This window comes from Stutzerimonas stutzeri, assembly GCF_002890915.1.
GTDB lineage: Bacteria > Pseudomonadota > Gammaproteobacteria > Pseudomonadales > Pseudomonadaceae > Stutzerimonas > Stutzerimonas stutzeri_AF.
Window position 1 is genome coordinate 284,109 of the sequence record NZ_POUT01000002.1, and the last position, 25,714, is coordinate 309,822.

A 25,714-nucleotide genomic window follows, 5' to 3' on the forward strand; every position below is an offset into this window, starting at 1 on the left:
GCTCCTACATAGGAACGAAGCGGGGTGGGTCATTCGGCCTCCTGTGCGGCCACGTCGTCCTCTTCGCCGTACTCGGTCTCGAACGCCTGCGCATCCAGCCCGCGTTCCTCGCGCAGATAACGCACCAGCGGGGCGACCGAGCCATGGGTGACCATCACCCGTTCGGCGCCGGTCTCGCCGATGGCCCAGAGCAGACCGGGCCAGTCGGCATGGTCGGAGAGCACGAAACCGCGGTCGACGCCGCGGCGCCGACGCGTGCCGCGCAGCATCATCCAGCCGCTGGCGAAGGCATCGGCATAGCTGCCGAAACGGCGCATCCAACTGCTGCCGCCGGCCGAAGGCGGGGCGATGACGATGGCCTGCTTCAGCCGCGGGTCGTTGCGCGCCAGGTCCCCGGCATAGAGCGTCGGCGGCAGCCGGATGCCGGCCTCGCGATAGACGCTGTTGAGCGGCTCGACCGCGCCGTGCACGACGATCGTCCCGATGCTGGCGTCGAGGCCGTGGAGAATCCGCTGGGCCTTGCCGAAGGCGTAGCAGAACAGCACGCTGGGGCGGCCGACGGCGGCGTTGGCGCGCCACCAGTCGTTGATTTCGCGCATGACCTGGCTCTGCGCGGGCCAGCGGTAGATCGGCAGGCCGAAGGTGGATTCGCTGATGAAGGTATGGCAGCGCACCGGCTCGAAGGGCGCGCAGGTGCCGTCCGGCTCGACCTTGTAGTCGCCGGATGCGACCCAGACCTCGCCGCGATACTCCAGCCGCACCTGCGCCGAGCCGAGCACATGGCCGGCCGGGTGGAAGCTCAGGCGTACGCCATGGTGCTCCAGCGCCTCGCCGTAGGCCAGGGTCTGCAAGGGCATATCGCCGCCGATGCGCGCGCGCAGGATGCCCTCGCTGTCGCGGCTCGCCAGGTAATGGCCCATGCCCCAGCGCGCGTGGTCGCCGTGGGCATGGGTGATGACGGCGCGCTCGACCGGGCGCCAGGGATCGATGAAGAAATCACCGGGCGGGCAGTACAGGCCTTCGGGGCGGGCGACGACGAGGTCCATGGCGACAGCTGGCATGAGGGCTTGCTGTCTTGGAGCCCGCCGGGGCGCTGCGAGTTCGCTGGCCGGCTCGCGCGGGGCGTGGTCGCGAGAGGGGAGATCAGTCCTGCAGCTTGAGGTGCGAGGTGTCTGGCACGGCGGCGGCCGCGTCGCGAGGTTTCTCGCCCATGTCGCTGCCCACCGGCGCGAGGCTGAATTGTGTCAGGTCGACGGCAGGTGCCTGCGGCTCGGGGCGGGCGTCCTGCAGGTCGGCGCCGACCGGCGCGATGCCGAAGTCCGGCGCCTCGACATCGGCGAAGGCCGCCATGTATTCATCGCGCGGCGCCACCCGGAGCTTGCCGATGGCCGAGCCCGGATCGCCGGCCGGCTCCGGCGCGCCCGTAGCGGCAGGGGTTGCGGCGGCCGGTGGTGGCGCCAGCTCGATCTCCTCGACGTCGACCGGCATCGGCCGCACCTCGACCTGGGCGCCGGCGCGCTCCATGGCCTGGCGGTATTTCTCGACGGCGGCATGGTCGAGGTTCTGCTTGATGACGATCCGCCGCCCGGAGAACAGCAGGGCGATGCGCTGGGCATCGGCCTGGAACAGCCGGGTCAGGTTGGCTTCGACCTGTTCGAGCCTGGCGCCGGGGATCAACTGGCCGGAAAAGGCGATCTCGTAGAGGCTCATCGGAATGTCCTTGTTCGCTGCGCGGGCAGGCTGGTGGAATGGCAGGGCAAGCTTGGCCGAAAAGCTTGCCGCCATCCAGTGAGCCATGTCCCATTCATGAGCTTCAGGCTTCAGGCTTCAGGCTTCAGGCTTCAGGCCTTTGGCAGTCCTGCGGCCTGCATCGCCGCGAGGGCGCGCCTCCCACAGGGGGACGGCGTGCACAGGCTGCTCTTGTGGGAGGCCCGACCTCGGGGCGATGCTCTTTGGGCTTCTAGCTTCTAGCTTCTAGCTTCTAGCTTCTAGCTTCTAGCTTCCAGCTTCCAGCTTCCAGCTTCCAGCCGTCAGCCCGGCAGCGGCGCGAGCAATGCGTCGATGTCGCTTGGCTGCAATTGCCAACGGCCCTGTTCGCCGCTGTCCAGCACGCCGGCGGCCAGTTCGGCCTTGCGCTGCTGCAGTTGCTGGATCTTTTCCTCGACGCTGCCGCGGGTGATGAGCTTGTAGACGAATACCGGCTTGTCCTGGCCGATGCGATGGGCGCGGTCGGTGGCCTGGTTCTCCGCCGCCGGGTTCCACCAGGGATCGTAGTGGATCACCGTGTCGGCCGCGGTCAGGTTGAGCCCGGTGCCGCCGGCCTTGAGGCTGATCAGGAACAGCGGCACCTCGCCGCTCTGAAAGCGCCGCACCGGGTCGCGCCGGTCCTGGGTCTCGCCGGTGATCTGCACGTAGGGAATGCCGCGCTGCTGCAGTTCCTGCTCGATCAGCGCGAGCATCGAGGTGAATTGCGAGAACAGCAGCACCCGCCGCCCTTCGGCCAGCAGCTCCTCGAGCATTTGCAGCAGGCTTTCCAGCTTGCCGGAGCTGCCGCCGCGCGCTGCCCGGTTCGCCTCGTGCTTGATCAGGCGCAGGTCGCAGCAGACCTGGCGCAGCTTGAGCAGGGCCTCGAGGATGACGATCTGGCTGCGTGCCAGGCCCTTGCGGTCGATTTCTTCGCGTACCTTGCGGTCCATCGCCAGGCGCACCGTCTCGTACAGGTCGCGCTGCGCCGGGCTCAGTTCGACCCAATGGACGATCTCGCTCTTGGACGGCAGCTCGCGGGCCACGTCTTCCTTGCGCCGGCGCAGCAGGAAGGGCCTGATGCGGGCGACCAGGTGCTGCAGGCGCTCGCTGTCGCCGTGTTTCTCGATGGGGGTGCGATAGGTCCGGTTGAACGCCTTGGCATCGCCCAGCCAGCCGGGCATGAGGAAGTGGAACAGCGACCACAGCTCGCCGAGATGGTTTTCCAGCGGCGTGCCGGTCAGGCACAGGCGCTGCCGTGCATCGAGCCGGCCGGCGGCCTGGGCGGCCTTGCTGGTGGCGTTCTTGATGTTCTGCGCCTCGTCGAGCACCAGCAGGTGCAGCGGTTGCTCGGCCAGCCGCTCGATGTCCCGGGGCAGCAGGGCGTAGGTGGTCAGCAGCAGGTCATGCTCGGCGAGCCGCTCGAAGTGCCGCTGGCGCGCGCTGCCGTGCAGGGTGAGCACGCGCAGCTGTGGCGTGAAGCGCGCCGCCTCGTCCTGCCAGTTGGGGATCAGGCTGGTGGGCATGACCACCAGGCAGGGGCGGTCGAGGCGCCCGGCCTGTTTTTCCAGCAGCAGGTGGGCGAGGGTCTGCAGGGTCTTGCCCAGCCCCATGTCGTCGCCGAGGATGCCGCCCACGCCGAGGGCGCGCAGGGTCTGCATCCAGCTCAGGCCGTCCTGCTGATAGGGCCGCAGCGTGGCGTTCAGGCCCTCCGGCGCCGCGCAGGGCTGCTGGGCGAAGTCACGCAGGCGGCGGGCGAAATCGCGCAACTGCTCGCCGCCGTGCCAGGCGAACGGCAGCGCTTCGAGCGTTCCCAGGCGCGCGGCATCGAGCCGCTGCAGGCGCAGGCTGTCGTCGCTCGGCTGGTCGCGCAGGTAGAGTTCGCCGAGGGTGGCGAGGATGGGTTTCAGGCGGCCGAAGGGCAGCAGCACCTGCAGTGGGCGATCGTCCACCGCGCTGTGCCTGCCGAGCGGTACCCGCAGCATTTCGTCGTCCGCCCGCTGGGCCAGGTTCTGCGGGGCGAGCAGGGCGGGGTTGCGGCGGATCACGTTGAGCAGGACCGGCAGCAGGCTGATGCGTTCGCCCTCGACGATGATGCCTAGTTGCAGGTCGAACCAACTGTGCTCGGGGGATTCGTCCAGCTCGGCGTACCAGTCGTCCACTGGCGCCAGGTCGTAGGCGAAACCGGGCTGGATGGCGATCTGCCAGCCCTGCCGGCGCAGTTCCGGCAACTGCTCCTGGGCGAAGTGCAGCCAGGCGCTTTCGCTCGGCAGCTCGAACATTTCCGCCGAATCCTTGGGCAGGGCCTGGCTCTGGCGCAGGGCCGGGCGGAAGCCCAGTTGCTGCAAGCGCTGGCGCAGTGCCTGTTCGGTTTCCGGCTGGCGGGTGATGCTGAGCACACGGCCGCCCTCGGCCTGGCGCAGGCGCTGTTCGCCCTTGAGCTTGCCGTGCGTGGCGCGGTTGCCGTAGACGAAGCTGAGCCCGGCGCGATGCTGCTGCTCGTTGACCATCCGCCCGCTGGCCGGCTGGTAGACGAGCGACTGATGGCTGCCAAGCGTCAGGCGGGCGATGGGTTGCAGGTCATCGATGCGTTGCTCCTCGGCCTTGGCGGGAGCCGGCAGCTGCGGGGCGATCTCGTTGAGCGACAGGCTGAACAGCCCCGCCTGGCTGGGCGGCACCGAAGGCGCTTCGAGCAGGTGACGGGCCAGCGCCAGCGGCAGGCCATGATCGATCAGGCCGATCTCGTTGGATGCCTCGTCGAGGTAGTACAGCGGGTCCACGGCCGTGAGCGCCTCGGCCGCGGCGCCGTCCATTTCCAGGTTGGGCTGGAAGGCGCCGTGCCGCTGCCTCCAGTCGAAGCGAGCCGTACGCTTCCTTCCTGACTGGAGCGGCGGGCGATTCCAGTCGAGAAAGGCGCGGCCGCTTTCCAGCAGCAGGCGCAGGGCTTCGCCGCCGTTTTCGCCGCCTAGGCTGAAGCCGTTGCCGCTACCGGGGGAGAGCGCCAGCAGCGCGGCGATGTGCAGGTCCAGCGGCTGCATGAAGCGCGGCTGGCGGAAGGCGGCCTCGCGCATGGCATGGTATGGCTCGCGCGCGGCGATCGAGCCGTCCTTGCGCAGGCGTACCTTGAAGACCGCGACATACACGTCCGGCATGATCAGGTAATGCAGGCATTGCGACGGCGCCTGCGGGCCATCGTCACCCAGCGCGCGGGGCAATTGCGAAAGCCAGTGGCGCACGGTGTCCGGCAACTGGTCGCCGGCCTGCCCGGGAGCCTCGTCGCGGGAATACTGCGCCTGCCGTTCGAGGTGGAGGATGACCGCCACCGCATGCTTGCAGTTCAGGCCGACCGGGCAACTGCAGACGCAACTGAGCCAGTCGCCCTTGCCGAGCATCAGCGACTGCCGATAGCGCTTGGCGCCCGAGCCGCGACAGGTCGCTTCGACGAGCTGCTCGTCTTCGCGCACCAGGGTGACGCGATTCTCCTCGGCATACTGCCGCCCCCGGGCCAGGGCGTTCTCGGAAAACGCCAGGCGCCAGGTCGGCGGCAGATGGGCGAGAAAGCGGCCGGACATTTCAGCGGCTCGCCTTGATCAGCAGGCCGAGGCTGTCATGGTCGATATAACGCAGCTCCCCGGGCCGCAGCTGGAACGTCTGCCGCAGGTACTGGCTGCCGAGCAATTGACCGTACTCGCCGAAGCGGTTGACCCAAAAGCGTGCATCGACCTCCAGCCAGCGGCCTTGGCGCAAGCCGAGGGCGCCCTGCAGAGGGAAATGCTCGAAATGTGGCTCGCCCTGGCTGAAGGCAAGCCGCACGCCGCGCTCGCCGAGCGGCTGCTGCCACGCCCGGTGCAGCAGCACCCGATAGCCGTCGCTGGCCTCCAGCCTGGCTGCCACTTCGCCGAGAGTCGGCACCCGCTCGTTCGCAGCCGCGAGTGGGAGCGCGTCACGCATCCAGTCGTAGGGCGCACGCTGGCTGGCTTCCAGCGGCGCGGCATGGCGAAACAGGAGCAGTTCGACCCGGTACAGCGTATCCGCCAATGCCGGGGGTGCGACCAGCATGGCCAGCATGGCCAGCATGGCCAGCAGGGCGAGACGGCGTAGCGACGGCATGCGGCGTCCTTACTCGTTGGGCGCGAGGCGTTCCAGCAGGGCCTCGAGGGTGTTGAAGCGCTCCTCCGGGCGTTCCATGGGCACCTGGAACTTGAACAGCGTGGCGCCTTCGAATTTGTAGCGATTGGGCTGCCCCTGGATCAGCTTGATCAGCACCATCGGGTCGACCGAAGTGTCGGCGGAGAACTCGATGCGTCCGCCCTGCGGCCCGGCGTCGATCTTGACGATGCCGAGCTTCTCGGCCTGCAGCTTGAGCTGGGTCAGGCGCACCAGGTTCTTGGTCGGCTCGGGCAGCAGGCCGAAGCGGTCGATCATCTCCACCTGCAGCTCCTTCAGCCCGTCTTCGTCGGCGGCGTTGGCGATGCGCTTGTAGAGGATCAGCCGCGCGTGCACGTCCGGCAGGTAGTCCTCGGGGATCAGCGCCGGCAGCCGCAGGTTGATCTCCGGACCGCCGCCCAGCGGCTGTTCCAGGTTCGGCTGTTCGCCTTTCTGGATGGCTTTCACGGCTCTTTCCAGCATTTCCATGTAGAGGGTGAAGCCGACCGCCTGGATCTGCCCGCTCTGGCCCTCGCCGAGTAGTTCGCCGGCGCCGCGGATCTCCAGGTCGTGAGTGGCCAGGACGAAGCCGGCGCCGAGGTCCTGGGCGTTGGCGATGGCTTCCAGGCGCTTCTCGGCATCCGGTGTCATCGCCTTGCGCGGCGGGGTGAGCAGGTAGGCGTAGGCCTGGTGGTGGCTGCGCCCGACGCGGCCGCGCAGCTGATGCAGCTGGGCCAGGCCGAACTTGTCGGCGCGCTCGATGATGATGGTGTTGGCGCTGGGCACGTCGATGCCGGTCTCGATGATGGTCGAGGCCACCAGCACGTTGAAGCGCTTGTGGTAGAAGTCGCTCATCACCTGTTCCAGCTCGCGTTCGCGCATCTGCCCGTGGCCGACGGCAATGCGCGCTTCGGGTACCAGCTCCTTGAGGTCGGCGGCGCACTTCTCGATGGTCTTGACGTCGTTGTGCAGGTAGTACACCTGGCCACCGCGCAGCAGCTCACGCAGCAGCGCTTCCTTGATGGTCGGGTTGTTGGCCTCCATGACGAAGGTACGCACCGACAACCGCCGCGCCGGCGGGGTAGCGATGATCGACAGGTCGCGCATGCCGGCCACGGCCATGTTCAGCGTGCGCGGGATCGGCGTGGCGGTGAGGGTGAGGATGTCCACCTCGCTGCGCAGGGCCTTGAGCTGTTCCTTCTGGCGCACGCCGAAACGGTGTTCCTCGTCGATGATCACCAGACCCAGGTTGCTGAACCTGACGTCGCCCTGCAGCAGCTTGTGGGTGCCGATGAGGATGTCGATCTTGCCCTCGGCCAGCTCGGCGATGGCGCTCTGCACGTCCTTGGCCGACTTGAAGCGGCTCATCACCTCGACCCGCACCGGCCAGTCGGCGAAGCGGTCGCGGAAGCTGTTGTAGTGCTGCTGGGCGAGCAGGGTGGTGGGCACCAGCACCGCCACCTGCTTGCCGCTGTGCACCGCGATGAAGGCCGCGCGCATGGCGACCTCGGTCTTGCCGAAGCCGACGTCGCCGCAGACCAGGCGGTCCATCGGCTTGGCGGCGAGCAGGTCCTCGCGCACCGCGTCGATGGCGGCCTGCTGGTCCGGGGTTTCCTCGAAGGGGAAGCCGGCGCTGAAGGTCTCGTAGTCGAGTTGCGGGTCCCTGAACGCATAGCCCTGGCGGGCGGCGCGGCGGGCGTAGATGTCGAGCAGCTCGGCGGCGACGTCGCGTACCTGCTCGGCAGCCTTGCGCTTGGCCTTCTGCCACTGCTCGGAGCCGAGGCGGTGCAGCGGCGCCAGGGCGTCGTCGCTGCCGGTGTAGCGGGCGATCAGGTGCAGGCTGGCGACCGGCACGTAGAGCTTGGCCTCGTCGGCGTACTGCAGCAGGAGGAATTCCTGCGCCTGGCCCTCGATCTCCAGGGTGACCAGGCCCTGGTAGCGGCCGACGCCGTGGTCGATGTGCACCACCGGCGCGCCTTCGCGCAGCTCGGTGAGGTTCTTGATGACGTTGTCGCCAGCATCGCGGCCCTTCTCGCGGCGCCGGCGCTGCATGACGCGTTGGCCGAACAGCGGGCTTTCCGCCACCAGCGCCACGGCGTCCAGCTGCAGGCCCTCGTCGAGCGGGGCGATGGTGATCGCCAGGCGCTCGTCGCTGCTCAGGAATTCGGGCCAGCCCTCGACTTCCTGCGGGCGCAGCTTGAGGCGGGCCAGCAGCTCCAGCAGCACTTCGCGGCGACCGGCGGACTCGGCGGTGAACAGCACGCGGCCCGGGTAGTGCTCGAGGAACTGGCGCAGCTTGCCCAGCGGTTCGCTGGCCTTGGACTCGATCGCCAGCTCCGGCAGCGGCTGCGCGGCGAAGCGCTCACGGCCGATGCCCGGCTCGACGTCCTGTTGGCTGGCGACCACGCGCGGCCACCGCTTGAGCCGTGCGAAGCAGTCTTCCACCGGCATGAACAGCTCGGCGGGGGGTAGCAGTGGCCGCTCCGGATCGACGCGGCGCTCCTCGTAGCGGTTGCGCACATCGGTCCAGAACTGCTCGGCGGCCTGTTCGATACCGGGCAGTGAGAACACCTGGCTGTCTTCGGGCAGGTAGTCGAAGAGCGTGGCGGTCTCTTCATAGAACAGTGGCAGGTAGTACTCGATACCGGCCGGGGTGATGCCGGTGGAGAGGTCCTGATAGATCGGGCAACGGCGGAAGTCGACGTCGAAGCGCTCGCGAAAGCGCGCGCGGAAGCCGGTCACCGCTTCCTTCTTCAGCGGGAATTCGCGCGCCGGCAGCAGGCGGATCGACTCCACCTTGTCGATCGAGCGCTGGTTCTCCGGATCGAAGGTGCGCAGCGTTTCGATCTCGTCGTCGAACAGGTCGATGCGATAGGGCAGGGCGCTGCCCATGGGATAAAGATCGATCAGTGCGCCGCGCACGGCGAACTCGCCATGCTCGTAGACGGTATCGACGCAGCGGTAGCCGGCCGCCTCCAGGCGCAGGCGCATCTGCTCGACGTCCAGCTTCTGGCCGACGTCCAGCACCAGGCTCGAACCGAGCAGGAAGCGCTTGGGCGCCAGCCGGTGTAGGGCCGTGGTGATCGGCACTACCAGCACGCCGTGGCTCAGTTCGGGCAACTGGTAGAGCGTGGCGATGCGCTGGGAGACGATGTCCTGGTGCGGCGAGAACAGGTCGTAGGGCAGCGTTTCCCAGTCGGGGAAGTGCAGCACCGGCAGCTCGGGGGCGAAGAAGGCGAGCTCCTCCTGCAGGCGTTCGGCGCTCTGGCTGTCGGCAGTGAGCAGGAGGGTGAAGCGTTTGGCGTTGCTGGCAGCTTCGGCAATCGCCAGGCTCAGCGCGGCTCCTGGAAGATTGCCCCAGTGTTGCTTGCCGCTGGCGGCAGGCAGAGGCGGAAGGCGCAAGACGGACACGAGTGGGCGTGGCTCCGATCGAAAAAATAGGCCGCCGGGATTGTAACTATCGAGGCGCTCGGCTGTCAGTGTTTCGTCCGCTGCAGATTGCCGGCGCTAGGGTGCGCCGTCATAATGTAGCCCCTTTTCTCAGCCCCTACATGTTGGAAGGAACTGCCCGTGACTCAGAAGCCCGACCAGTGTCTTGGTGAATGGATTGACCGCGAAGCCCTCGCCGAAGCGATGATTCCGCTGATTGGTCAGCTGTACCGTAACAACAACGTGGTGACTTCGATCTACGGGCGTGGCCTGATCAATCGCTCGGTGATCGCCATCCTCAAGGCTCATCGTTTCGCGCGCCATCGCATCGCCGATGAGGCCGAGCTGTCGGTGCACGACACCTTCCAGATCCTCAAGACCATGAGCGAGATGAACCTGGGCGCCGCTTCGGTGGACCTGGGCAAGCTGGTGGCCAAGTACAAGGAAGCCGGCAATGGTCGCAACCTCGAGCAGTTCGTGCGTGAGGAACTGGCCGAAGTGGCCGACAAGCGCCATGCCTCCTCCGCGCGCAAGGGCACCGATGTGGTGCTCTACGGTTTCGGTCGCATCGGTCGCCTGCTGGCGCGCATCCTGATCGAGAAGACCGGTGGTGGCGATGGCCTGCGCCTGCGCGCCATCGTCGTGCGCAAGGGCGCCGACAACGACCTGGTCAAGCGCGCCAGCCTGCTGCGTCGCGACTCGGTGCACGGACCGTTCGACGGCACCATCACCATCGATGAGGAAAACAGCACCATCACCGCCAATGGCAACCTGATCCAGGTGATCTACTCCAACGATCCGGCCTCGGTGGACTACACCCAGTACGGCATCGAGAACGCCCTGCTGGTCGACAACACCGGCAAGTGGCGCGACGCCGAAGGCCTGGGCCAGCACCTCAAGTGTCCGGGCGTGGCTCGCGTGGTGCTGACCGCACCGGGCAAGGGCGAGCTGAAGAACATCGTCCACGGCATCAACCACGGCGACATCACCGCCGACGACAAGATCATCTCCGCGGCGTCCTGCACCACCAACGCCATCGTGCCGGTGCTCAAGGCGGTCAACGACCAGTACGGCATCGTCAACGGCCACGTCGAGACCGTGCACTCTTACACCAACGACCAGAACCTGATCGACAACTTCCACAAGGGCAGTCGTCGTGGCCGCAGCGCCGCGCTGAACATGGTGATCACCGAGACCGGCGCGGCCACCGCGGCGGCCAAGGCGCTGCCGGTGTTGAAGGGCAAGCTGACCGGCAACGCCATCCGCGTGCCGACGCCGAACGTGTCCATGGCCATCCTCAACCTGAACCTGGAGAAGGCCACCAGCCGCGAGGAGATCAACGAGTACCTGCGCCAGATGGCCATGCACTCGGACCTGCAGAAGCAGATCGACTTCGTCAACTCGCAGGAAGTGGTCTCGACCGACTTCGTCGGTTCGCGCCATGCCGGCGTGGTGGACGCCGAGGCGACCATCTGCAACGACAACCGCGTCGTGCTCTACGTCTGGTACGACAACGAGTTCGGCTACAGCTGCCAGGTGGTGCGCGTGATGGAAGACATGGCTGGGGTCAACCCGCCGGCCTTCCCGCGCTAAGCATCGCGGCGGCAAGCAGAAACGGGAGCCTTGGCTCCCGTTTCGCGTTTCTGGCATGCCGGCTCGAGCGCTATCCGGCGAGGTTGAGCGGCCCGGGATCGGGAAAGAGGTGCGGCGCAGATAATTTTGCTTCTCTTGTCTCGAGTCAAAAATCCGCAATACCTGGGTGGCCAGTCAAGGCATACGACCTCTATAATCGGACGGATTTTTTACCTGGGTCCGCGACATGGTGTCGCGCCAATATCTCATTGGCGCGTACGGCGCAATCCTACTTTGCGCCATGTCGCTGGGCCTGCAAAAAAAGCTTTCTAAAATCAGTGGTTAGGCAAACCGATGATCAATATAAAACGAGGGCTTGATTTGCCCATAGCCGGTGGGCCGGCGCAGCGTATCGAGGCCGGCAGGCCCGTGCGCAGCGTCGCCGTAATTGGCTTCGACTATCCGACCATGAAGCCGACCATGGCAGTTCAGGTCGGTGATCGGGTCAAGCTGGGGCAAATTGTTTTTTCCGACAAGAAGTCTCCGGGCGTCCACTACACGGCCCCGGGGGCCGGCGTCGTCAGCGCCATTCACCGTGGCGAGAAGCGCGTACTGCAATCGGTGGTCATCGACCTGGATGGCGATGAGGAAATCACCTTTGCTTCCTACTCGCCCGCTCAGTTGGACAGCCTGAGCAGCGAGCAGGTTCGCGAGAACCTCCAGCAATCCGGCCTGTGGACCGCCTTGCGCACGCGGCCGTTCAGCAAGGTTCCGGCGATCGATGCGGTGCCTCGCTCGATCTTCGTGACTGCGATCGACACCCATCCCCTGGCTGCCGATCCGGCGGTCATCATCGCCGAACAGGCCGAAGCCTTCGAGGCTGGCCTCAAGGTGCTGGGCAACCTGGCCAAGGTGTTCCTGTGCAAAGCCCCGGGCGCCTCCCTGCCGGGCGAGTCGCTCGCCAAGGTGCAGGTCGAAGCCTTCGATGGCCCGCATCCGGCGGGCCTGGCCGGCACCCATATCCATTTCCTCGATCCGGTGAGTGCCAGCAAAAGCGTCTGGACCGTCGGCTATCAGGACGTGATCGCCATTGGCAAGCTGTTCACCAGCGGCCGTCTGGCGGTCGAGCGCGTGGTGTCCCTGGCTGGTCCGGTCGTGGAAAATCCGCGGTTGCTGCGCACCCGGCTGGGTGCCAACCTGGACGAGCTGACCGCTGGCGAATTGCAGCCGGGCGCCAATCGTGTGGTTTCCGGTTCGCTGCTCGGTGGTCGCACCGCTCATGGCGCCTTCGCCTATCTCGGTCGCTACCACCAGCAGGTGTCCTGCCTGCGTGAGGGCAAGGAGCGCGAGATGCTGCATTACATGCGTGCCGGTGTCGACAAGCACTCGATCCTCAACATCTATATCTCCAAGCTGATGGCGGGCAAGAAGTTCGCCTTCTCCACTTCGACCAACGGCAGCCCGCGCGCCATGGTGCCGGTGGGCAACTACGAAGAAGTGATGCCGTTGGACATCCTGCCGACCCAGTTGCTCCGCGCATTGATCGTGGGCGACACCGAGGTGGCGCAGAAGCTCGGCTGCCTGGAACTCGACGAAGAGGACCTTGCACTGTGCAGCTATGTCTGTGCCGGCAAATACGAATACGGCCCGATCCTGCGGGACAATCTGACCCGCATCGAGAAGGAGGGTTAAGGCATGGGCATCCGCGCATTCCTCGACAAGATCGAGCATCACTTCGAAAAGGGCGGCAAGTACGAAAAGTGGTATGCACTGTACGAAGCGGCCGACACCTTCCTCTATCGTCCCGGTAGCGTCACCAAGACCACCGCTCACGTGCGCGACGGCATCGACCTCAAGCGCATGATGATCACCGTCTGGCTGTGCACCTTCCCGGCGATGTTCTTCGGCATGTGGAACACTGGCTACCAGGCCAACCTGATCTTCGCCCAGAGCCCGGAACTCCTGGCTGCCCAGGAAGGCTGGCGCTTCGGCCTGGTCGGTGCGCTCGCCGGCTTCGACCCGAACAGCCTGTGGGACAACTTCATCCAGGGCGCCGCCTACTTCCTGCCGATCTATGCGGTGACCTTCATCGCCGGTGGTTTCTGGGAAGTGCTGTTCGCCTCGATCCGCAAGCATGAAGTCAACGAGGGCTTCTTCGTCACCTCCGTGCTGTTCGCGCTGATCCTGCCGCCGACCATCCCGTTGTGGCAGGTGGCGCTGGGCATCAGCTTCGGCGTGGTGATCGGCAAGGAAATCTTCGGTGGTACCGGCAAGAACTTCCTCAACCCGGCGCTGACCGCCCGTGCGTTCCTGTTCTTCGCCTATCCGGCGCAGATGTCCGGCGACGCGGTCTGGACCGCCGTCGATGGCTATGCCGGCGCGACCGCGCTGAGCCTGGGCTTCGCCGGTGGCATGGAGAACGTGATCAACAACGGCATCACCTGGATGGACGCCTTCATCGGCACCATGCATGGCTCGATCGGTGAAACCAGCACGCTGGCCATCTTCATCGGCGGCGCGGTGCTGCTGGTCAGCAAGATCGCCTCCTGGCGCATCGTCGCCGGCGTGATGCTCGGCATGATCGGCCTGAGCTACCTGTTCAACCTGATCGGCTCGGAGACCAATCCGCTGTTCGGCATGCCTTGGTACTGGCACATGGTCGTCGGTGGTTTCGCCTTCGGCATGATCTTCATGGCGACCGATCCGGTTTCGGCCTCGATGACCAACACCGGCAAATGGGTATTCGGCATTCTCATCGGTGTCATGGTCGTGCTGATCCGTGTGGTCAACCCCGCCTTCCCGGAAGGCATGATGCTGGCGATCCTGTTCGCCAACCTGTGTGCGCCGCTGATTGACCATTTCGTCATTCAGGCCAATATCAAGCGGAGGCTGGCACGTAATGTCTAGTCAGAAAGAATCCACCGTCCGTACGCTGACGGTAGCCCTGCTGGTCTGCCTGGTGTGCTCCATCTTCGTGGCCGGTGCCGCCGTGGCGCTGCGTCCGACCCAGCAAGAGAACCGCCTGCTGGACAAGCAGCGCAGCATCCTGGCCATCGCCGGCCTGGGCGAGGCGGGTATGTCCAGCCGTCAGGTCAAACAACTGTTCAACGAGCGCATCGTTGCCCGTCTGGTCGATCTGGAAACCGGCAAGTTCAGCGATGAACTCGATGCCAAGACCTTCGATCCGCTGGTGGCGGCCAAGGATCCCGCGCTGTCCGCTGTGCTTCCGGCTGAACAGGACATCGCTTCCATCAAGCGCCGCGAGCGCTACAGCACCGTTTATATCGTCGAAGGGCAGGGCGAGGGCGAGATCGATACGCTGATCCTTCCCGTTCGCGGTTACGGCCTGTGGTCCACCCTCTATGGCTTCATGGCCGTGAAGGGCGACCTGAACACCGTGGCTGGCTTCGGTTTCTACCAGCATGGCGAGACTCCCGGCCTGGGCGGCGAGGTCGACAATCCGAAATGGCGCGGCATGTGGCCGGGCAAGCAGTTGTTCGACGACAGCGGCAAGCTGGCCGTGCAGATCGTCAAGGGCGGTGTAGACCCGCAGAGTCCGAAGGCCGACCATCAGGTCGATGCCCTGGCCGGTGCAACCCTGACCAGCAACGGGGTCAACCACCTGTTGCACTTCTGGCTGGGCGAGAACGGCTTCGGTCCATTTATCGCTAACCTGCGCGCTGGGGAGGCTTGATCATGTCGCAACCCACTGTCAAAGAAGTCCTGTTCAATCCGGTCTTCAACAACAACCCCATCGGCCTGCAGATCCTCGGTATCTGTTCGGCGCTGGCGGTAACCTCCAACCTCAACACCGCGCTGGTGATGTCCGTCGCGCTGACGCTGGTGGTTGCGTTCTCCAACCTGTTCATCTCGATGATCCGCAGCCAGATCCCCAACTCGATCCGCATGATCGTGCAGATGGTGATCATCGCGTCGCTGGTTATCGTCGTCGACCAGGTGCTCAAGGCCTATGCCTTCTCGCTGTCCAAGCAGCTGTCGGTGTTCGTCGGCCTGATCATCACCAACTGTATCGTCATGGGCCGGGCCGAAGCCTTCGCCATGCAGAACCCGCCGCTGCTGTCGTTCTTCGACGGTATCGGCAACGGTCTGGGCTACAGTGCCATGCTGATCGCGCTGGGCATCGTCCGCGAGCTGTTCGGCGCCGGCAAGCTGATGGGCTACACCATCCTGCCGGTCGTCAACGACGGTGGCTGGTATCAACCCAATGGCCTGCTGCTGCTGCCGCCATCGGCGTTCTTCCTCATCGGCCTGTTCATCTGGGGCATTCGTAGCTGGAAGAAGGAGCAGGTCGAGAAGCCTGCCTTCAGAATGGCGCCGCAAGTCTCGAACAAGGAGGCTTACTAATGGAGCATTACATCAGCCTGTTCGTCCGCGCCGTGTTCATCGAGAACATGGCCCTGGCGTTCTTCCTCGGCATGTGTACCTTCATCGCCATCTCCAAGAAGGTGGAAACCGCCATCGGCCTGGGTATCGCGGTCATCGTGGTGCAGAGCATCACCGTGCCGGCCAACAACCTGATCTATACCTACCTGCTCAAGGCCGGGGCGCTGTCCTGGGCCGGCTTGCCGGAGGTGGATCTGAGCTTCCTCGGCCTGCTGAGCTACATCGGCGTGATCGCGGCGATCGTGCAGATTCTCGAGATGCTGCTGGATAAATACGTACCCAGCCTCTACAACGCCCTCGGCGTGTTCCTGCCGCTGATCACCGTGAACTGCGCCATCATGGGTGGCACGCTGTTCATGGTCGAGCGCGACTACAACCTGGGCGAGAGCGTCGTCTACGGCCTCGGCTCCGGTGCCTCCTGGGCGCTGGCGATCGCCTTGCTGGCCGGTATTCGCGAGAAGCTGAAGTACAGCGACGTTCCGGATGGGTTGCAGGGTCTGGGCATCACCTTCATCACCATCGGACTGATGTCGCTCGGCTTCATGTCTTTCTCTGGCGTACAGCTGTAAGGACGGAACGAACTGATGAGTTACGAAATTTTCCTCGCCATCGGTATGTTCACCGCCATCGTGCTTGCGCTGGTGGTGATCATCCTGGCTGCGCGCGCCAAGCTGGTTTCCAGCGGCGACGTGTCCATCGAGATCAACGGTGAGCGGACCATCACCGTACCCGCGGGCGGCAAGCTGCTGCAGACACTGGCCGCCAACAACATCTTCCTCTCGTCCGCCTGTGGCGGCGGCGGCACCTGCGCGCAGTGCAAGTGCATCGTCGAGAGCGGTGGCGGCGAGATGCTGCCCACCGAGGAGTCGCACTTCACTCGCCGCGAAGCGAGCGAGGGCTGGCGCCTGTCCTGCCAGACTCCGGTCAAGGCGGACATGAAGATCGAGGTGCCGGAAGAAGTCTTCGGCGTGAAGAAGTGGGAATGCACCGTCGAGTCCAACCCCAACGTCGCCACCTTCATCAAGGAGCTGACGCTCAAGCTGCCGGAAGGCGAGAACGTCGACTTCCGTGCCGGCGGCTACGTGCAGCTGGAGTGCCCGCCGCACACGGTGAAGTACAAGGATTTCGACATCCAGCCGGAATTCCGCGCCGACTGGGACAAGTTCGACCTGTGGCGCTACGTCTCCAAGGTCGACGAGACCACCATCCGTGCCTATTCGATGGCCAACTACCCCGAAGAGCGCGGGCTGGTGAAATTCAACATCCGCGTGGCGTCGCCGCCGCCGGGGCGCGACGACATCCCGCCGGGCAAGATGTCCTCCTGGGTGTTCAGCCTCAAGCCGGGCGACAAGGTCACCGTGTACGGGCCGTTCGGCGAGTTCTTCGCCAAGGATACCGATGCCGAGATGGTGTTCATCGGCGGCGGTGCCGGCATGGCGCCGATGCGTTCGCACATCTTCGACCAGCTCAAGCGCCTGAAGTCCACGCGCAAGATGAGCTTCTGGTATGGCGCCCGTTCCATGCGCGAAGCCTTCTATGTCGATGAGTACGACCAGCTGCAGGCCGAGAACCCGAACTTCGAGTGGCATCTGGCGCTGTCCGATCCGCTGCCCGAAGACAACTGGCAAGGCCCGACCGGCTTCATCCACAACGTGCTGTACGAGAACTACCTGAAGAGCCATCCGGCGCCGGAAGACTGCGAGTTCTACATGTGCGGCCCGCCGATGATGAACGCCTCGGTGATCAAGATGCTGACCGATCTGGGCGTCGAACCGGAGAACATCCTGCTCGACGACTTCGGCGGCTAGCGCATGATCCGTGCGTCACTCCAGCCCGTCATCGCTGTCGCCCTGGCGGCAGCCCTGACGGGCTGCTTGTTTCAGGACGAGGTCGAGAGCTTCGGCGGCCCGACCATGGGCAGCACCTATACGGTCAAGTACGTGGCTAGCCGCGATGTCGCCGCGAAGGAGCAACTGCAGAAAGAGACCGAGGCCATTCTCGGCGAGCTCGACAGGCAGCTGTCTACCTATCGCAGCGACTCCGACGTCGAGCGCTTCAATGCCTTGGCGGCCGGCAGCTGCGAAGCGGTGCCCGCGGCGGTGCGTGAATTGGTCGCAGCCGGAAACCGCTTGTCCGCCGACAGCGGCGGAGCGTTCGATCTTACACTCGAACCCTTGTTGAACCTCTGGGGCTTCGGCCCGCAAGGCCGGGCCGAACGCGTGCCGGATGTACAGGAGATCGAAGCGGCACGGGCGATCACCGGCCACCGGCACTTGCGTATCGATGGCGAGCGGCTATGCAAGGACGCGGCCGTGCAGCTGGATTTCAACAGCATCGCCGCCGGTTACGCCGTGGACCGGGTGATCGCGCGCCTGCAGGAACTGGGCGTGCGCAGCTACCTGGTGGAGATCACCGGTGAGTTGAAGGCGCAGGGGCACAAGCCGGATGGGGCGCCCTGGCGTATCGCCATCGAGGCGCCGAGGGACGACGAGCGCGTAGCGCAGAAGATCATCGAGCTCGATGGCCTGGGCGTCTCCACATCGGGAGACTACCGGAACTACTTCGAGCGTGACGGCAAGCGCTATTCGCACACGCTGGACCCGCAGAGTGGCCGGCCGATCGAGCATTCCCTGGCGTCGGTTACGGTGATCGACGCATCGACCCTGCGGGCTGACGGGTTGTCTACCGCATTGATGGTGCTCGGTCCCGAACGGGGTTTCGCGTTTGCCGAGCAAGAGGCTATCGCCGCGTTCTTCGTGATTCGGGAAGGGCAAGGCTTCGTAACGAAAAGCACCAAGGCCTTCGATGAGCTGTTTGGTGCGGGAGTAGGGCAATGACCTGGCTATTGGTTTTTCTGGTGATGCTGCTCGTCGTCTTCGGCATGGCGATCGGCGTGATCATGGGGCGCAAGCCCATCGCGGGATCCTGCGGCGGTATCGCCAACCTGGGGATCGAGAAGGAATGCTCGATCTGTGGCGGCAGCCGCGAGAAATGCGAAGAGGTGAACGAAGCGAACAAGCTGGGCAAGACCGACCTTGCCTACGACGCGAGCAGACGCTGAGCGCGACTCGGCAAAACCGTCGAACCCCGCGCTCGCCGCCGGCCTGGCTGGCGGCTGTAGCGGATTTCCGTCGCCAGGCGTGGTGCCTGGCGGGCGTGGATGTGCGGTCGCTTTCCTCGAACCTTGGCGAATTCGTTGACAGCAGCGGCGTGGTCCGCTGCGTTTTCAGGAGTGTATATGGCTGTCTATAACTACGATGTGGTGGTACTGGGTTCCGGCCCGGCCGGGGAGGGCGCGGCGATGAACGCCGTCAAGGCGGGACGCAAGGTCGCCGTGGTAGACAACCGTCCGCTGGTCGGAGGCAACTGCACCCACCTGGGCACCATCCCGTCCAAGGCGCTGCGTCACTCGGTGCGGCAGATCATGCAGTACAACACCAATCCGTTGTTTCGCCAGATCGGCGAGCCGCGCTGGTTCTCCTTCCCCGATGTCCTGAAGAGCGCCGAGAAGGTCATCAGCAAACAGGTGACCTCGCGCACGGGTTACTACGCACGCAACCGCATCGATACCTTCTTCGGCACCGCCAGCTTCTCGGACGAGCAGAGCGTGGAAGTGGTCTGCCTGAACGGCATGGTGGAAAAGCTGGTCGCCAGCCAGTTCGTCATCGCCACCGGCTCGCGCCCCTACCGCCCCGCGGATATCGACTTCAATCACCCGCGTATCTACGACAGCGACACCATCCTCACGCTGAGCCACACGCCGCGGCGGATGATTATCTACGGAGCCGGGGTCATCGGCTGCGAGTATGCCTCGATCTTCAGCGGACTCGGCGTGCTGGTGGACCTGATCGACAATCGCGACCAGCTGCTGAGCTTCCTCGATGACGAAATCTCCGATGCACTCAGCTATCACCTGCGCAACAACAACGTGCTGATTCGTCACAACGAGGAGTACGAGCGGGTCGAGGGCCTGGAGAACGGGGTGATCCTGCACCTGAAGTCGGGCAAGAAGATCAAGGCCGACGCCTTCCTCTGGAGCAACGGCCGCACCGGCAATACCGACAAGCTGGGGCTGGAGAACATCGGCCTGAAGGCCAACAGCCGTGGCCAGGTGCAGGTCGACGAGCACTATCGCACTGCCGTGGGCAACATCTACGCCGCTGGCGACGTGATCGGCTGGCCCTCGCTGGCCAGCGCGGCCTACGACCAGGGGCGCTCGGCGGCCGGCAGCATCGTCGACAACGACACCTGGCGTTTCGTCGACGACGTTCCGACGGGCATCTACACCATTCCCGAGATCAGCTCCATCGGCAAGAACGAACGCGAGCTGACTCAGGCGAAGATTCCCTACGAAGTGGGCAAGGCGTTCTTCAAGAGCATGGCGCGGGCGCAGATTTCCTTCGAACCGGTCGGGATGCTGAAGATCCTCTTCCATCGCGAGACGCTGGAAGTGCTCGGCGTACACTGCTTCGGCTACCAGGCCTCGGAGATTGTGCACATTGGCCAGGCGATCATGAACCAGACGGGCGAGGCGAACAGCCTCAAGTACTTCGTCAACACCACTTTCAACTACCCGACCATGGCCGAAGCCTACCGGGTGGCTGCGTTCGACGGGCTCAACCGGCTTTTTTGAGCGGCTCCGGCCGGTGGCCTGAGCCGGCCGGAGAATTCGACGATCCCCGTGAGTGGCATTGGCCCAATCGGGAGAGTTTCTAGCGTCTCAGGCGGCAACAGCAAAAAAACCGGCCCATGGGCCGGTTTTTTGTCGTCCGGGGCTCGCTTCGATCCGCTGATGCGGTGGTATTCCGGTCCCGGGATGCCTTCGGCCAGGCATCCGTAGGTTGAGTCGCAATGCGACGAAGCCCCAGCGGGCGGTCCTGCGCGCCGGACAATGCTCAACCCCGCAGGGTCTGCACCGCCACGCCAGGGAAATCGGTGATCAGGCTGTCGACACCGAAGTCGGCGAGCCGGCGCATCAGGGCCGGCTCGTTGACCGTCCACACGGACACATGCAGGCCCTGCTTGCGTGCTTTTTCCAGGCGCTCGGGGGTACACAGCGTCCACTTCAATGCCAGGATTTCACAGCCATGCTGCCGGGCCACCTTGAGCGGATCGAGCCAGGCGTATTCGGCCACCAGCCCGCGGGAAATCTCGGGCGCCAGCCGCTTCAACGCGCGCAGCACCTCGCGGGAGCTGGAAGTGACGGTGATCCGCTCGAGCAACTGGTAGCGCGCGGCCAGTTCCTTGATCGCCAGTACGGTACGCGCGGCCCGAACGCGCGAGGCGCTCTTGACCTCCAGTTGCCAGTGCTCGAAATCGCATTTTTCGAACAACTCGCTCAGCCGCGGGATGGGGCAGGGCACCTTCCAGCCGGGGCCGCCCGAGCGGGCGTCGTAGTCGACGAGTTCAGCGGCATCGTGCTCGGCCACCTTGCCGCGCCGGCCGGTCGTGCGTTTGAGCGTGGGGTCGTGGATGACCATCAGTTCGCCGTCGCGGGACAGGTGCAAATCCAGCTCGCAACGGCGCACGCCATGTTGCAGGCAGCGCTCGAAGCTCACGAGGGTATTTTCCGGGGCTTCGCCCTTGGCGCCGCGATGGCCGTAGATGAGGGTCACGGTTTCGATTCTTCCTGAGCCGGGGGTTGGGTGCGCTGGTGGTGGCGCACGCTGCTGATGACACGGTCGCCCTCGAAATATACCGAGAATTCCCGATAATCCCAGCGGGTGATCGGGGGCTGGCCCACGGCCGGGCGCTCTTCGTCGGCGAGGCCGAAGCGTTCCAGCACACGGGTCTTCGATCCGCCACGGGTCGGCATTGCCATTTCCGGCAGGCCCTGCTGGCCAACGGGAATGCGGATTTCCTCGGCGAATAGGGTAGGGCTGAATGTCAGCATGAACAGCACGGTCGCCAGGCGGCGCATGGGTCAGTCTCCTTGCAGGTTTTCTCGGGCCAGGCGCCGCTCCAGCGCCTGTTTCTGCAGGATATGTCGCGCCAGCAACTGCCGCTGTGCATCAGTCAACGCTTCGAACTCCAGGCTGATTTCATAGCGGCCGTCTTCCTGGGCCTGGCAGCGAATGACCCGTGCTTCCAGCAGCAGGCCAAGCCCCTGGGGCAGCAGCACCAGTTTCAGGGTGAGTGGCATATTCTCGGCCAGCGCCTGGTCATGGGTGAAGCTGATGCCGCCTTCGGACAGGATTACCGATCGGGATGGGCCGAGATCCTTCAGCAGGTCCTGCGCCAGCGCCTGTCCCAGCAGTTCGATCCGCCGGTTCTGTACCTTCAGGTAGTTGGCCAGCGTACGGTTGTTCTCGGCGATCTGGCGCAGCAGATGCTGGGCCTCGAAGTCGAGCTGATGCAGCTCGCCGAGCAGGCCGAACAGCGGGGCGAGGCTGCCCTGCGCGGCGGCCTTGCCCTGGCCCGCGGGGATGATTTCCAGTGCGACGCGATCCTCGATACGGTAGTATTCGCGGCGTTCTTCTGTGTCTTGTGTCGGCATGACGATACCCGGGGCGGCAGTGATGGCCAGAGTGTATCAGGCCCCGGGGCCGCGTCAGCCGCATGTTCGTTTCTTCCCGCCAGCGAATCCGTCGATCTATGTTCAGACCGCTGTCCGTGTACATCGGAGCGCGCTACACCCGCGCCAGACGCCGCAGCCTCTTCGTCTCCTTCATCTCCCTGACCTCGATGATCGGGCTCGCCCTCGGCGTGCTGGTCATGATCGTGGTGCTGTCGGTGATGAACGGTTTCGATCACGAGATGCGCACCCGCGTGCTGGGCATGGTGCCCCATGCCACCATCGAGAGCCCGGTGCCGATCGATGACTGGCAGGCGCTCGCCCAGCGCCTCGAAGGTCATGCCCAGGTGCTCGCCACGGCGCCGTTCATCCAGACTCAGGGGCTGCTGACCCACCAGGGTCAGGTCAGCAAGATCCTGATCAATGCGGTGCAACCCGATGCCGAGCGGCAGGTTTCGATCATCGATCGGTTCTTCCGCGAAGGTTCGCTGGACGATCTCGTCCCTGGCGGCTTCGGCATCGTCATCGGCGACAAGGCCGCTGCCAAGCTGGGGGTCGGCGTGGGCGACAAGATCACCTTCGTCGCGCCGGAGGTCACCGTGACGCCGGCGGGTATGTTCCCGCGCATGAAGCGCTTCACCGTGACCGGCATCTTCCATGTCGGCGCCGGTGAGATCGACGGCTATGTCGCCCTGGCCAATATCGCCGACATGGCGCGCCTGCAGCGCTGGCAGCCGGATCAGGTGCAGGGCCTGCGTCTGCGCTTCGACGACCTGTTCCAGGCGCCGCGCATCGCCTGGGAACTGGCCGGCCAGCTGGGCGACGATTTCTATTCGCGCGACTGGACGCGCACCCACGGCAATCTCTACCAGGCGATCCGCATGGAGAAGGCGATGATCGGCCTGTTGCTGCTGCTGATCGTCGCCGTCGCGGCGTTCAACATCATTTCCACGCTGGTCATGGTGGTCACCGACAAGCGCGGCGACATCGCCATCCTGCGCACCCTGGGCGCCACGCCGCGGCAGATCATGGCGATCTTCATGGTCCAGGGCACCGTGATCGGCGTGGTCGGCACCCTGGTCGGGGCGTTGCTGGGCATGTTCGCCGCCGTGAACGTCAGTAGCTGGATCGCGGCACTGGAGCGCCTGATCGGGCACAAGTTCCTCAGCGCCGATGTGTATTTCATCGACTACCTGCCGTCGCGGCTGATGGCCGCCGACGTCGTCCAGGTCTGCCTCGCGGCGCTGGTCCTGAGTTTCCTCGCCACCCTGTATCCGGCCTGGCGCGCCGCGCGCACCCAGCCGGCGGAGGCGCTACGTTATGAGTGAGCTGGCCATGAATGAGCTGTCTTCGCAAGAGCACGCGGTGCTGAGCTGCCGCAACCTGAGCAAGCGCTACGAGCAGGGGCCGGAATCGGTGGAAGTCCTGGCCGGGCTGCAGCTGGAGCTGTTTCCCGGGCAACGGGTGGCCATCGTCGGCAGCTCGGGCTCCGGCAAGAGTACCCTGCTGAACCTGCTCGGCGGCCTGGACACGCCGAGCGGGGGCAGCGTCTGGCTGGCCGGCGAGGAACTGTCGGCGCTCAACGAGAAGGAGCGCGGCCTGCTGCGCAACCGGGCGCTGGGTTTCGTCTACCAGTTCCATCACCTGCTCGCCGAATTCACCGCGCTGGAAAACGTCTGCATGCCGCTGCTGATCGGTCGCACGCCGATCGCCGAGGCCCGCCGGCGGGCCAGCGCGCTGCTGGAGCGGGTCGGCCTGGGCCATCGCCTGGAGCACAAGCCGGCCGAACTCTCGGGCGGTGAGCGCCAGCGGGTCGCCATCGCCCGGGCGCTGGTCAACGAGCCGGCGCTGGTGCTGCTCGACGAGCCTACCGGCAATCTCGATCACCACACCGCCCAGGGCATTCAGGACCTGATGCTCGAGCTCAGCCGCTCGCTGCGCACGGCCTTCCTGGTGGTCACCCACGACCGTCAACTGGCCGCGCAGATGGATCAGGTCCTGCGTCTGGAAGACGGACGCCTGGTGGCCGAATGATGTTCAGGCCCCTGAGTGTTTTCATCGGCAGCCGCTATACGCGTGCCAAGCGGCGCAATCATTTCATCTCGTTCATTTCCCTGACCTCGCTGATCGGCCTGTCGCTGGGGGTGCTGGCGATGATCCTGGTGCTCTCGGTGATGAATGGCTTCCAGCGCGAGATGAGTTCGCGGATTCTCGGCATGGTGCCGCACGCGACGGTCATCGGCGATCGGCCGCTGGATGACTGGCAGTCGGTCGCGGCGCGCCTCGCGACCCAGCCGCAGGTCGTCGGCATGGCGCCGATCACCCAGCTGGAAGGCATGCTGTCGTTCAAGGGCAGCATGCAGCCGATCCAGGTCAGCGGTATCGAACCGCAGGCCGAGGCGGAGGTGTCCATCGTCGGCGAACGTCTGGTCGCCGGCCGCCTGGAGGACCTGAAGCCTGGCGAGTATGGGGTGATCATCGGCCTGATGACGGCGCGGCGGTTCGGCCTGAAGCTGGGCGACAAGCTGACGCTGATCGTGCCGGAGGTCAGTTCGACGCCCGGTGGCGTCACGCCGCGCATGCAGCGCCTGAACGTGGTCGGGGTGTTCAAGGTCGGCGCCGACCTGGACGGCAGCATGGCCATGGTCCACCGTGCCGATGCGGCGCAGATTCATCGCTGGACGCCGCAGCAGGTACAGGGCGTGCGGCTCAAGCTGAGGGACCTGTACCGTGCGCCGGAAGTGGCTTCGCAGCTGGCGGGCGTGCTCGGCGAGGGCTATCGCGTCGAGGATTGGTCCTATACCCAGGGCAGCCTGTTCAGCGCGATGAAGATGGAAAAGACCATGATCGGTCTGCTGTTGATGCTGATCGTCGCGGTCGCCGCGTTCAACATCATCGCGACGCTGATCATGGTGGTTTCCGACAAGCGCGCCGACATCGCCATCCTGCGCACCCTGGGCGCCACGCCGCGGCAGATCATGGCGATCTTCATGGTTCAGGGCAGCATCATCGGCTTCAGCGGCACCTTGATCGGCGCAGTGCTGGGCGTGCTCGGGGCGCTGAACGTGAGCGAGCTGGTGGCCTGGCTCGAGAGGGTGTCGGGCCAGCATATCTTCAGTTCCGACGTGTACTTCATCAGTACCCTGCCGTCCGAGCTGCGCCTGGAGGATGTCGTGCTGGTGTCCATTACGGCGCTTGCCCTGAGTTTTCTGGCTACTCTCTATCCCGCCTGGCGGGCGGCGCAGACCCAGCCGGCCGAGGTGCTGCGCTACGAGTGAGCGCAGCTGGCGCTAGCGGCGATCGTTTCGCCGCTTGCGCCAGCTGCGCCCGACCCACCAGCGCCAGTACATCTGGGTGAAGACATAGCCGAGGACTGCGAGCACCGTAGCGACGACCAGCGAACCCAGGTATAGCGGCTGCCAGTTGTTCTCCAGCATGTGGCGCACCCAGGCCAGGCTGAGCTCGGCCGGCATGTCGGAGGCCGGGGTATCCAGCAGCCAGGTGCCGATCTTGTAGTTGCAGTAGAACACTGGTGGCATGGTCAGCGGGTTGGTCAACCAGACCAGGCCCACGGCGATCGGCAGGTTGGCTCGCGCAGGCAGGGCGCAGATGGCCGCTGCCAGCATCTGCAGCGGCATGGGGATCATGGCCCAGAACAGGCCGATCGCCATGGCCCGGGACACCGAATGGCGATTGAGGTGCCAGAGGTTGGGATCGTGAATCAGCGCGCCTAGAAAACGCAGGGACTTGTTAGCCTTGATGCGATCGGGGTGCGGCATGTAGCGTTTGAATAAGCGACGCGGCATGAAGTTTCTCTGGCAGGCTTAGCCCGACGATTATGCCTTGAATCGGGCAGCGGCGCTGAGAGTAGTTTTTGTGACATTACGTCTCCGACTGCGACAAATT

22 protein-coding genes are annotated in these 25,714 nt (G+C 65.1%); 13 read left to right on the forward strand and 9 right to left on the reverse strand.

The window, feature by feature from the left end:
- Window positions 1-29: 29 nt before the first annotated feature.
- The 5 genes from CXK94_RS05095 to mfd all read right to left on the reverse strand — a co-directional run bounded on the left by CXK94_RS05095 (window position 30) and on the right by mfd (window position 9,300).
- Window positions 30-1,046 (reverse strand): ligase-associated DNA damage response exonuclease, encoded by a 1,017-nt coding sequence (locus CXK94_RS05095; RefSeq protein WP_037044451.1) that lies wholly within the window; start codon window positions 1,044-1,046, stop codon window positions 30-32.
- Between the two features lie 97 nt (window positions 1,047-1,143).
- Window positions 1,144-1,710 carry a hypothetical protein gene (locus CXK94_RS05100; protein ID WP_102893789.1) on the reverse strand — a complete coding sequence of 189 codons (567 nt, stop codon included), beginning with the start codon at window positions 1,708-1,710 and terminating at the stop codon, window positions 1,144-1,146.
- A 320-nt stretch (window positions 1,711-2,030) separates the two neighbouring features.
- A complete protein-coding gene (locus CXK94_RS05105; RefSeq protein ID WP_180984384.1) occupies window positions 2,031-5,315 on the reverse strand; it encodes a DEAD/DEAH box helicase in 3,285 nt (1,094 codons plus the stop codon).
- Window position 5,316: 1 nt separating this feature from the next.
- Window positions 5,317-5,853 carry a CsiV family protein gene (locus tag CXK94_RS05110; protein WP_102893522.1) on the reverse strand — a complete coding sequence of 179 codons (537 nt, stop codon included), beginning with the start codon at window positions 5,851-5,853 and terminating at the stop codon, window positions 5,317-5,319.
- 9 nt (window positions 5,854-5,862) lie between these two features.
- Window positions 5,863-9,300 (reverse strand): transcription-repair coupling factor, encoded by a 3,438-nt coding sequence (gene mfd, locus CXK94_RS05115; protein ID WP_102893523.1) that lies wholly within the window; start codon window positions 9,298-9,300, stop codon window positions 5,863-5,865.
- A 159-nt stretch (window positions 9,301-9,459) separates the two neighbouring features.
- Here mfd and CXK94_RS05120 point away from each other — a divergent pair, with 159 nt between their 5' ends.
- The 10 genes from CXK94_RS05120 (at window position 9,460) to sthA (ending at window position 19,927) form a co-directional block, all read left to right on the forward strand.
- On the forward strand, window positions 9,460-10,911 hold the full coding sequence (locus CXK94_RS05120) for a glyceraldehyde-3-phosphate dehydrogenase (protein WP_102893524.1): 1,452 nt from the start codon (window positions 9,460-9,462) through the stop codon (window positions 10,909-10,911).
- A 333-nt stretch (window positions 10,912-11,244) separates the two neighbouring features.
- Window positions 11,245-12,582 carry a Na(+)-translocating NADH-quinone reductase subunit A gene (locus tag CXK94_RS05125; protein WP_102893525.1) on the forward strand — a complete coding sequence of 446 codons (1,338 nt, stop codon included), beginning with the start codon at window positions 11,245-11,247 and terminating at the stop codon, window positions 12,580-12,582.
- A 3-nt stretch (window positions 12,583-12,585) separates the two neighbouring features.
- Window positions 12,586-13,797 (forward strand): NADH:ubiquinone reductase (Na(+)-transporting) subunit B, encoded by a 1,212-nt coding sequence (locus CXK94_RS05130; protein ID WP_102893526.1) that lies wholly within the window; start codon window positions 12,586-12,588, stop codon window positions 13,795-13,797.
- Entirely contained in the window at window positions 13,790-14,584 is a 795-nt protein-coding gene (locus tag CXK94_RS05135) for a Na(+)-translocating NADH-quinone reductase subunit C (RefSeq protein WP_102893527.1), read from the forward strand. The genes CXK94_RS05130 and CXK94_RS05135 overlap by 8 nt, the downstream gene beginning before the upstream one ends.
- Complete coding sequence (locus CXK94_RS05140) at window positions 14,581-15,255, forward strand: NADH:ubiquinone reductase (Na(+)-transporting) subunit D (RefSeq protein ID WP_177325813.1); 675 nt, start codon at window positions 14,581-14,583, stop codon at window positions 15,253-15,255. Before CXK94_RS05135 ends, CXK94_RS05140 begins: the two co-directional genes overlap by 4 nt.
- The gene (gene nqrE / locus CXK94_RS05145; protein ID WP_037042363.1) at window positions 15,255-15,863 is read left to right on the forward strand and encodes an NADH:ubiquinone reductase (Na(+)-transporting) subunit E; all 609 of its coding nucleotides are present in this window, start codon (window positions 15,255-15,257) and stop codon (window positions 15,861-15,863) included. Before CXK94_RS05140 ends, nqrE begins: the two co-directional genes overlap by 1 nt.
- Window positions 15,864-15,875: 12 nt before the next feature.
- Entirely contained in the window at window positions 15,876-17,102 is a 1,227-nt protein-coding gene (gene nqrF / locus CXK94_RS05150) for an NADH:ubiquinone reductase (Na(+)-transporting) subunit F (RefSeq protein WP_180984391.1), read from the forward strand.
- Window positions 17,103-17,207: 105 nt separating this feature from the next.
- Window positions 17,208-18,131 carry an FAD:protein FMN transferase gene (locus CXK94_RS05155; RefSeq protein WP_102893791.1) on the forward strand — a complete coding sequence of 308 codons (924 nt, stop codon included), beginning with the start codon at window positions 17,208-17,210 and terminating at the stop codon, window positions 18,129-18,131.
- A complete protein-coding gene (gene nqrM / locus CXK94_RS05160) occupies window positions 18,128-18,355 on the forward strand; it encodes a (Na+)-NQR maturation NqrM (protein ID WP_037042369.1) in 228 nt (75 codons plus the stop codon). Before CXK94_RS05155 ends, nqrM begins: the two co-directional genes overlap by 4 nt.
- A gap of 177 nt (window positions 18,356-18,532) precedes the next feature.
- The gene (gene sthA / locus CXK94_RS05165; protein ID WP_102893529.1) at window positions 18,533-19,927 is read left to right on the forward strand and encodes a Si-specific NAD(P)(+) transhydrogenase; all 1,395 of its coding nucleotides are present in this window, start codon (window positions 18,533-18,535) and stop codon (window positions 19,925-19,927) included.
- Between the two features lie 262 nt (window positions 19,928-20,189).
- Here sthA and CXK94_RS05170 read toward each other — a convergent pair whose 3' ends face one another.
- The 3 genes from CXK94_RS05170 to CXK94_RS05180 are packed head-to-tail and all read right to left on the reverse strand — an operon-like array spanning window position 20,190 to window position 21,790.
- Window positions 20,190-20,909, reverse strand: coding sequence for a glycerophosphodiester phosphodiesterase (locus CXK94_RS05170; protein ID WP_102893530.1), 720 nt, complete (start codon window positions 20,907-20,909; stop codon window positions 20,190-20,192).
- Window positions 20,906-21,214, reverse strand: a complete 309-nt coding sequence (locus CXK94_RS05175) for a phosphodiesterase (RefSeq protein ID WP_102893531.1) — start codon at window positions 21,212-21,214, stop codon at window positions 20,906-20,908. Before CXK94_RS05175 ends, CXK94_RS05170 begins: the two co-directional genes overlap by 4 nt.
- 3 nt (window positions 21,215-21,217) lie before the next feature.
- Window positions 21,218-21,790, reverse strand: a complete 573-nt coding sequence (locus CXK94_RS05180) for a PilZ domain-containing protein (RefSeq protein WP_037042376.1) — start codon at window positions 21,788-21,790, stop codon at window positions 21,218-21,220.
- A gap of 98 nt (window positions 21,791-21,888) precedes the next feature.
- Between CXK94_RS05180 and CXK94_RS05185 the strand changes: the two genes are divergently transcribed.
- The 3 genes from CXK94_RS05185 to CXK94_RS05195 are packed head-to-tail and all read left to right on the forward strand — an operon-like array spanning window position 21,889 to window position 25,086.
- A complete protein-coding gene (locus tag CXK94_RS05185) occupies window positions 21,889-23,136 on the forward strand; it encodes a lipoprotein-releasing ABC transporter permease subunit (RefSeq protein ID WP_102893532.1) in 1,248 nt (415 codons plus the stop codon).
- A 7-nt stretch (window positions 23,137-23,143) separates the two neighbouring features.
- Window positions 23,144-23,842 carry a lipoprotein-releasing ABC transporter ATP-binding protein LolD gene (gene lolD / locus CXK94_RS05190; protein ID WP_102893792.1) on the forward strand — a complete coding sequence of 233 codons (699 nt, stop codon included), beginning with the start codon at window positions 23,144-23,146 and terminating at the stop codon, window positions 23,840-23,842.
- Complete coding sequence (locus tag CXK94_RS05195) at window positions 23,842-25,086, forward strand: lipoprotein-releasing ABC transporter permease subunit (protein WP_102893793.1); 1,245 nt, start codon at window positions 23,842-23,844, stop codon at window positions 25,084-25,086. Before lolD ends, CXK94_RS05195 begins: the two co-directional genes overlap by 1 nt.
- A gap of 12 nt (window positions 25,087-25,098) precedes the next feature.
- Here the strand turns inward: CXK94_RS05195 and CXK94_RS05200 are convergent, their stop codons facing one another.
- Window positions 25,099-25,614: a DUF2062 domain-containing protein gene (locus CXK94_RS05200; protein WP_037042378.1), complete on the reverse strand. Its 516-nt coding sequence runs from the start codon at window positions 25,612-25,614 to the stop codon at window positions 25,099-25,101.
- Window positions 25,615-25,714 lie beyond the last annotated feature (100 nt).

What these genes read in the sequence shown, in the direction of transcription:
- nqrE (WP_037042363.1), top strand. Translation starts at nt 15,255, where the DNA reads ATGGAGCATTACATCAGCCTGTTCGTCCGCGCCGTGTTCATCGAGAAC.
- CXK94_RS05100 (WP_102893789.1), bottom strand. Translation starts at nt 1,710, where the DNA reads ATGAGCCTCTACGAGATCGCCTTTTCCGGCCAGTTGATCCCCGGCGCC.
- CXK94_RS05095 (WP_037044451.1), bottom strand. Translation starts at nt 1,046, where the DNA reads ATGGACCTCGTCGTCGCCCGCCCCGAAGGCCTGTACTGCCCGCCCGGT.
- CXK94_RS05155 (WP_102893791.1), top strand. Translation starts at nt 17,208, where the DNA reads ATGGGCAGCACCTATACGGTCAAGTACGTGGCTAGCCGCGATGTCGCC.
- CXK94_RS05105 (WP_180984384.1), bottom strand. Translation starts at nt 5,315, where the DNA reads ATGTCCGGCCGCTTTCTCGCCCATCTGCCGCCGACCTGGCGCCTGGCG.
- sthA (WP_102893529.1), top strand. Translation starts at nt 18,533, where the DNA reads ATGGCTGTCTATAACTACGATGTGGTGGTACTGGGTTCCGGCCCGGCC.
- CXK94_RS05125 (WP_102893525.1), top strand. Translation starts at nt 11,245, where the DNA reads ATGATCAATATAAAACGAGGGCTTGATTTGCCCATAGCCGGTGGGCCG.
- nqrM (WP_037042369.1), top strand. Translation starts at nt 18,128, where the DNA reads ATGACCTGGCTATTGGTTTTTCTGGTGATGCTGCTCGTCGTCTTCGGC.
- CXK94_RS05130 (WP_102893526.1), top strand. Translation starts at nt 12,586, where the DNA reads ATGGGCATCCGCGCATTCCTCGACAAGATCGAGCATCACTTCGAAAAG.
- CXK94_RS05135 (WP_102893527.1), top strand. Translation starts at nt 13,790, where the DNA reads ATGTCTAGTCAGAAAGAATCCACCGTCCGTACGCTGACGGTAGCCCTG.
- CXK94_RS05200 (WP_037042378.1), bottom strand. Translation starts at nt 25,614, where the DNA reads ATGCCGCGTCGCTTATTCAAACGCTACATGCCGCACCCCGATCGCATC.
- CXK94_RS05195 (WP_102893793.1), top strand. Translation starts at nt 23,842, where the DNA reads ATGTTCAGGCCCCTGAGTGTTTTCATCGGCAGCCGCTATACGCGTGCC.
- CXK94_RS05175 (WP_102893531.1), bottom strand. Translation starts at nt 21,214, where the DNA reads ATGCGCCGCCTGGCGACCGTGCTGTTCATGCTGACATTCAGCCCTACC.
- CXK94_RS05180 (WP_037042376.1), bottom strand. Translation starts at nt 21,790, where the DNA reads ATGCCGACACAAGACACAGAAGAACGCCGCGAATACTACCGTATCGAG.
- CXK94_RS05110 (WP_102893522.1), bottom strand. Translation starts at nt 5,853, where the DNA reads ATGCCGTCGCTACGCCGTCTCGCCCTGCTGGCCATGCTGGCCATGCTG.
- lolD (WP_102893792.1), top strand. Translation starts at nt 23,144, where the DNA reads ATGAATGAGCTGTCTTCGCAAGAGCACGCGGTGCTGAGCTGCCGCAAC.
- CXK94_RS05185 (WP_102893532.1), top strand. Translation starts at nt 21,889, where the DNA reads ATGTTCAGACCGCTGTCCGTGTACATCGGAGCGCGCTACACCCGCGCC.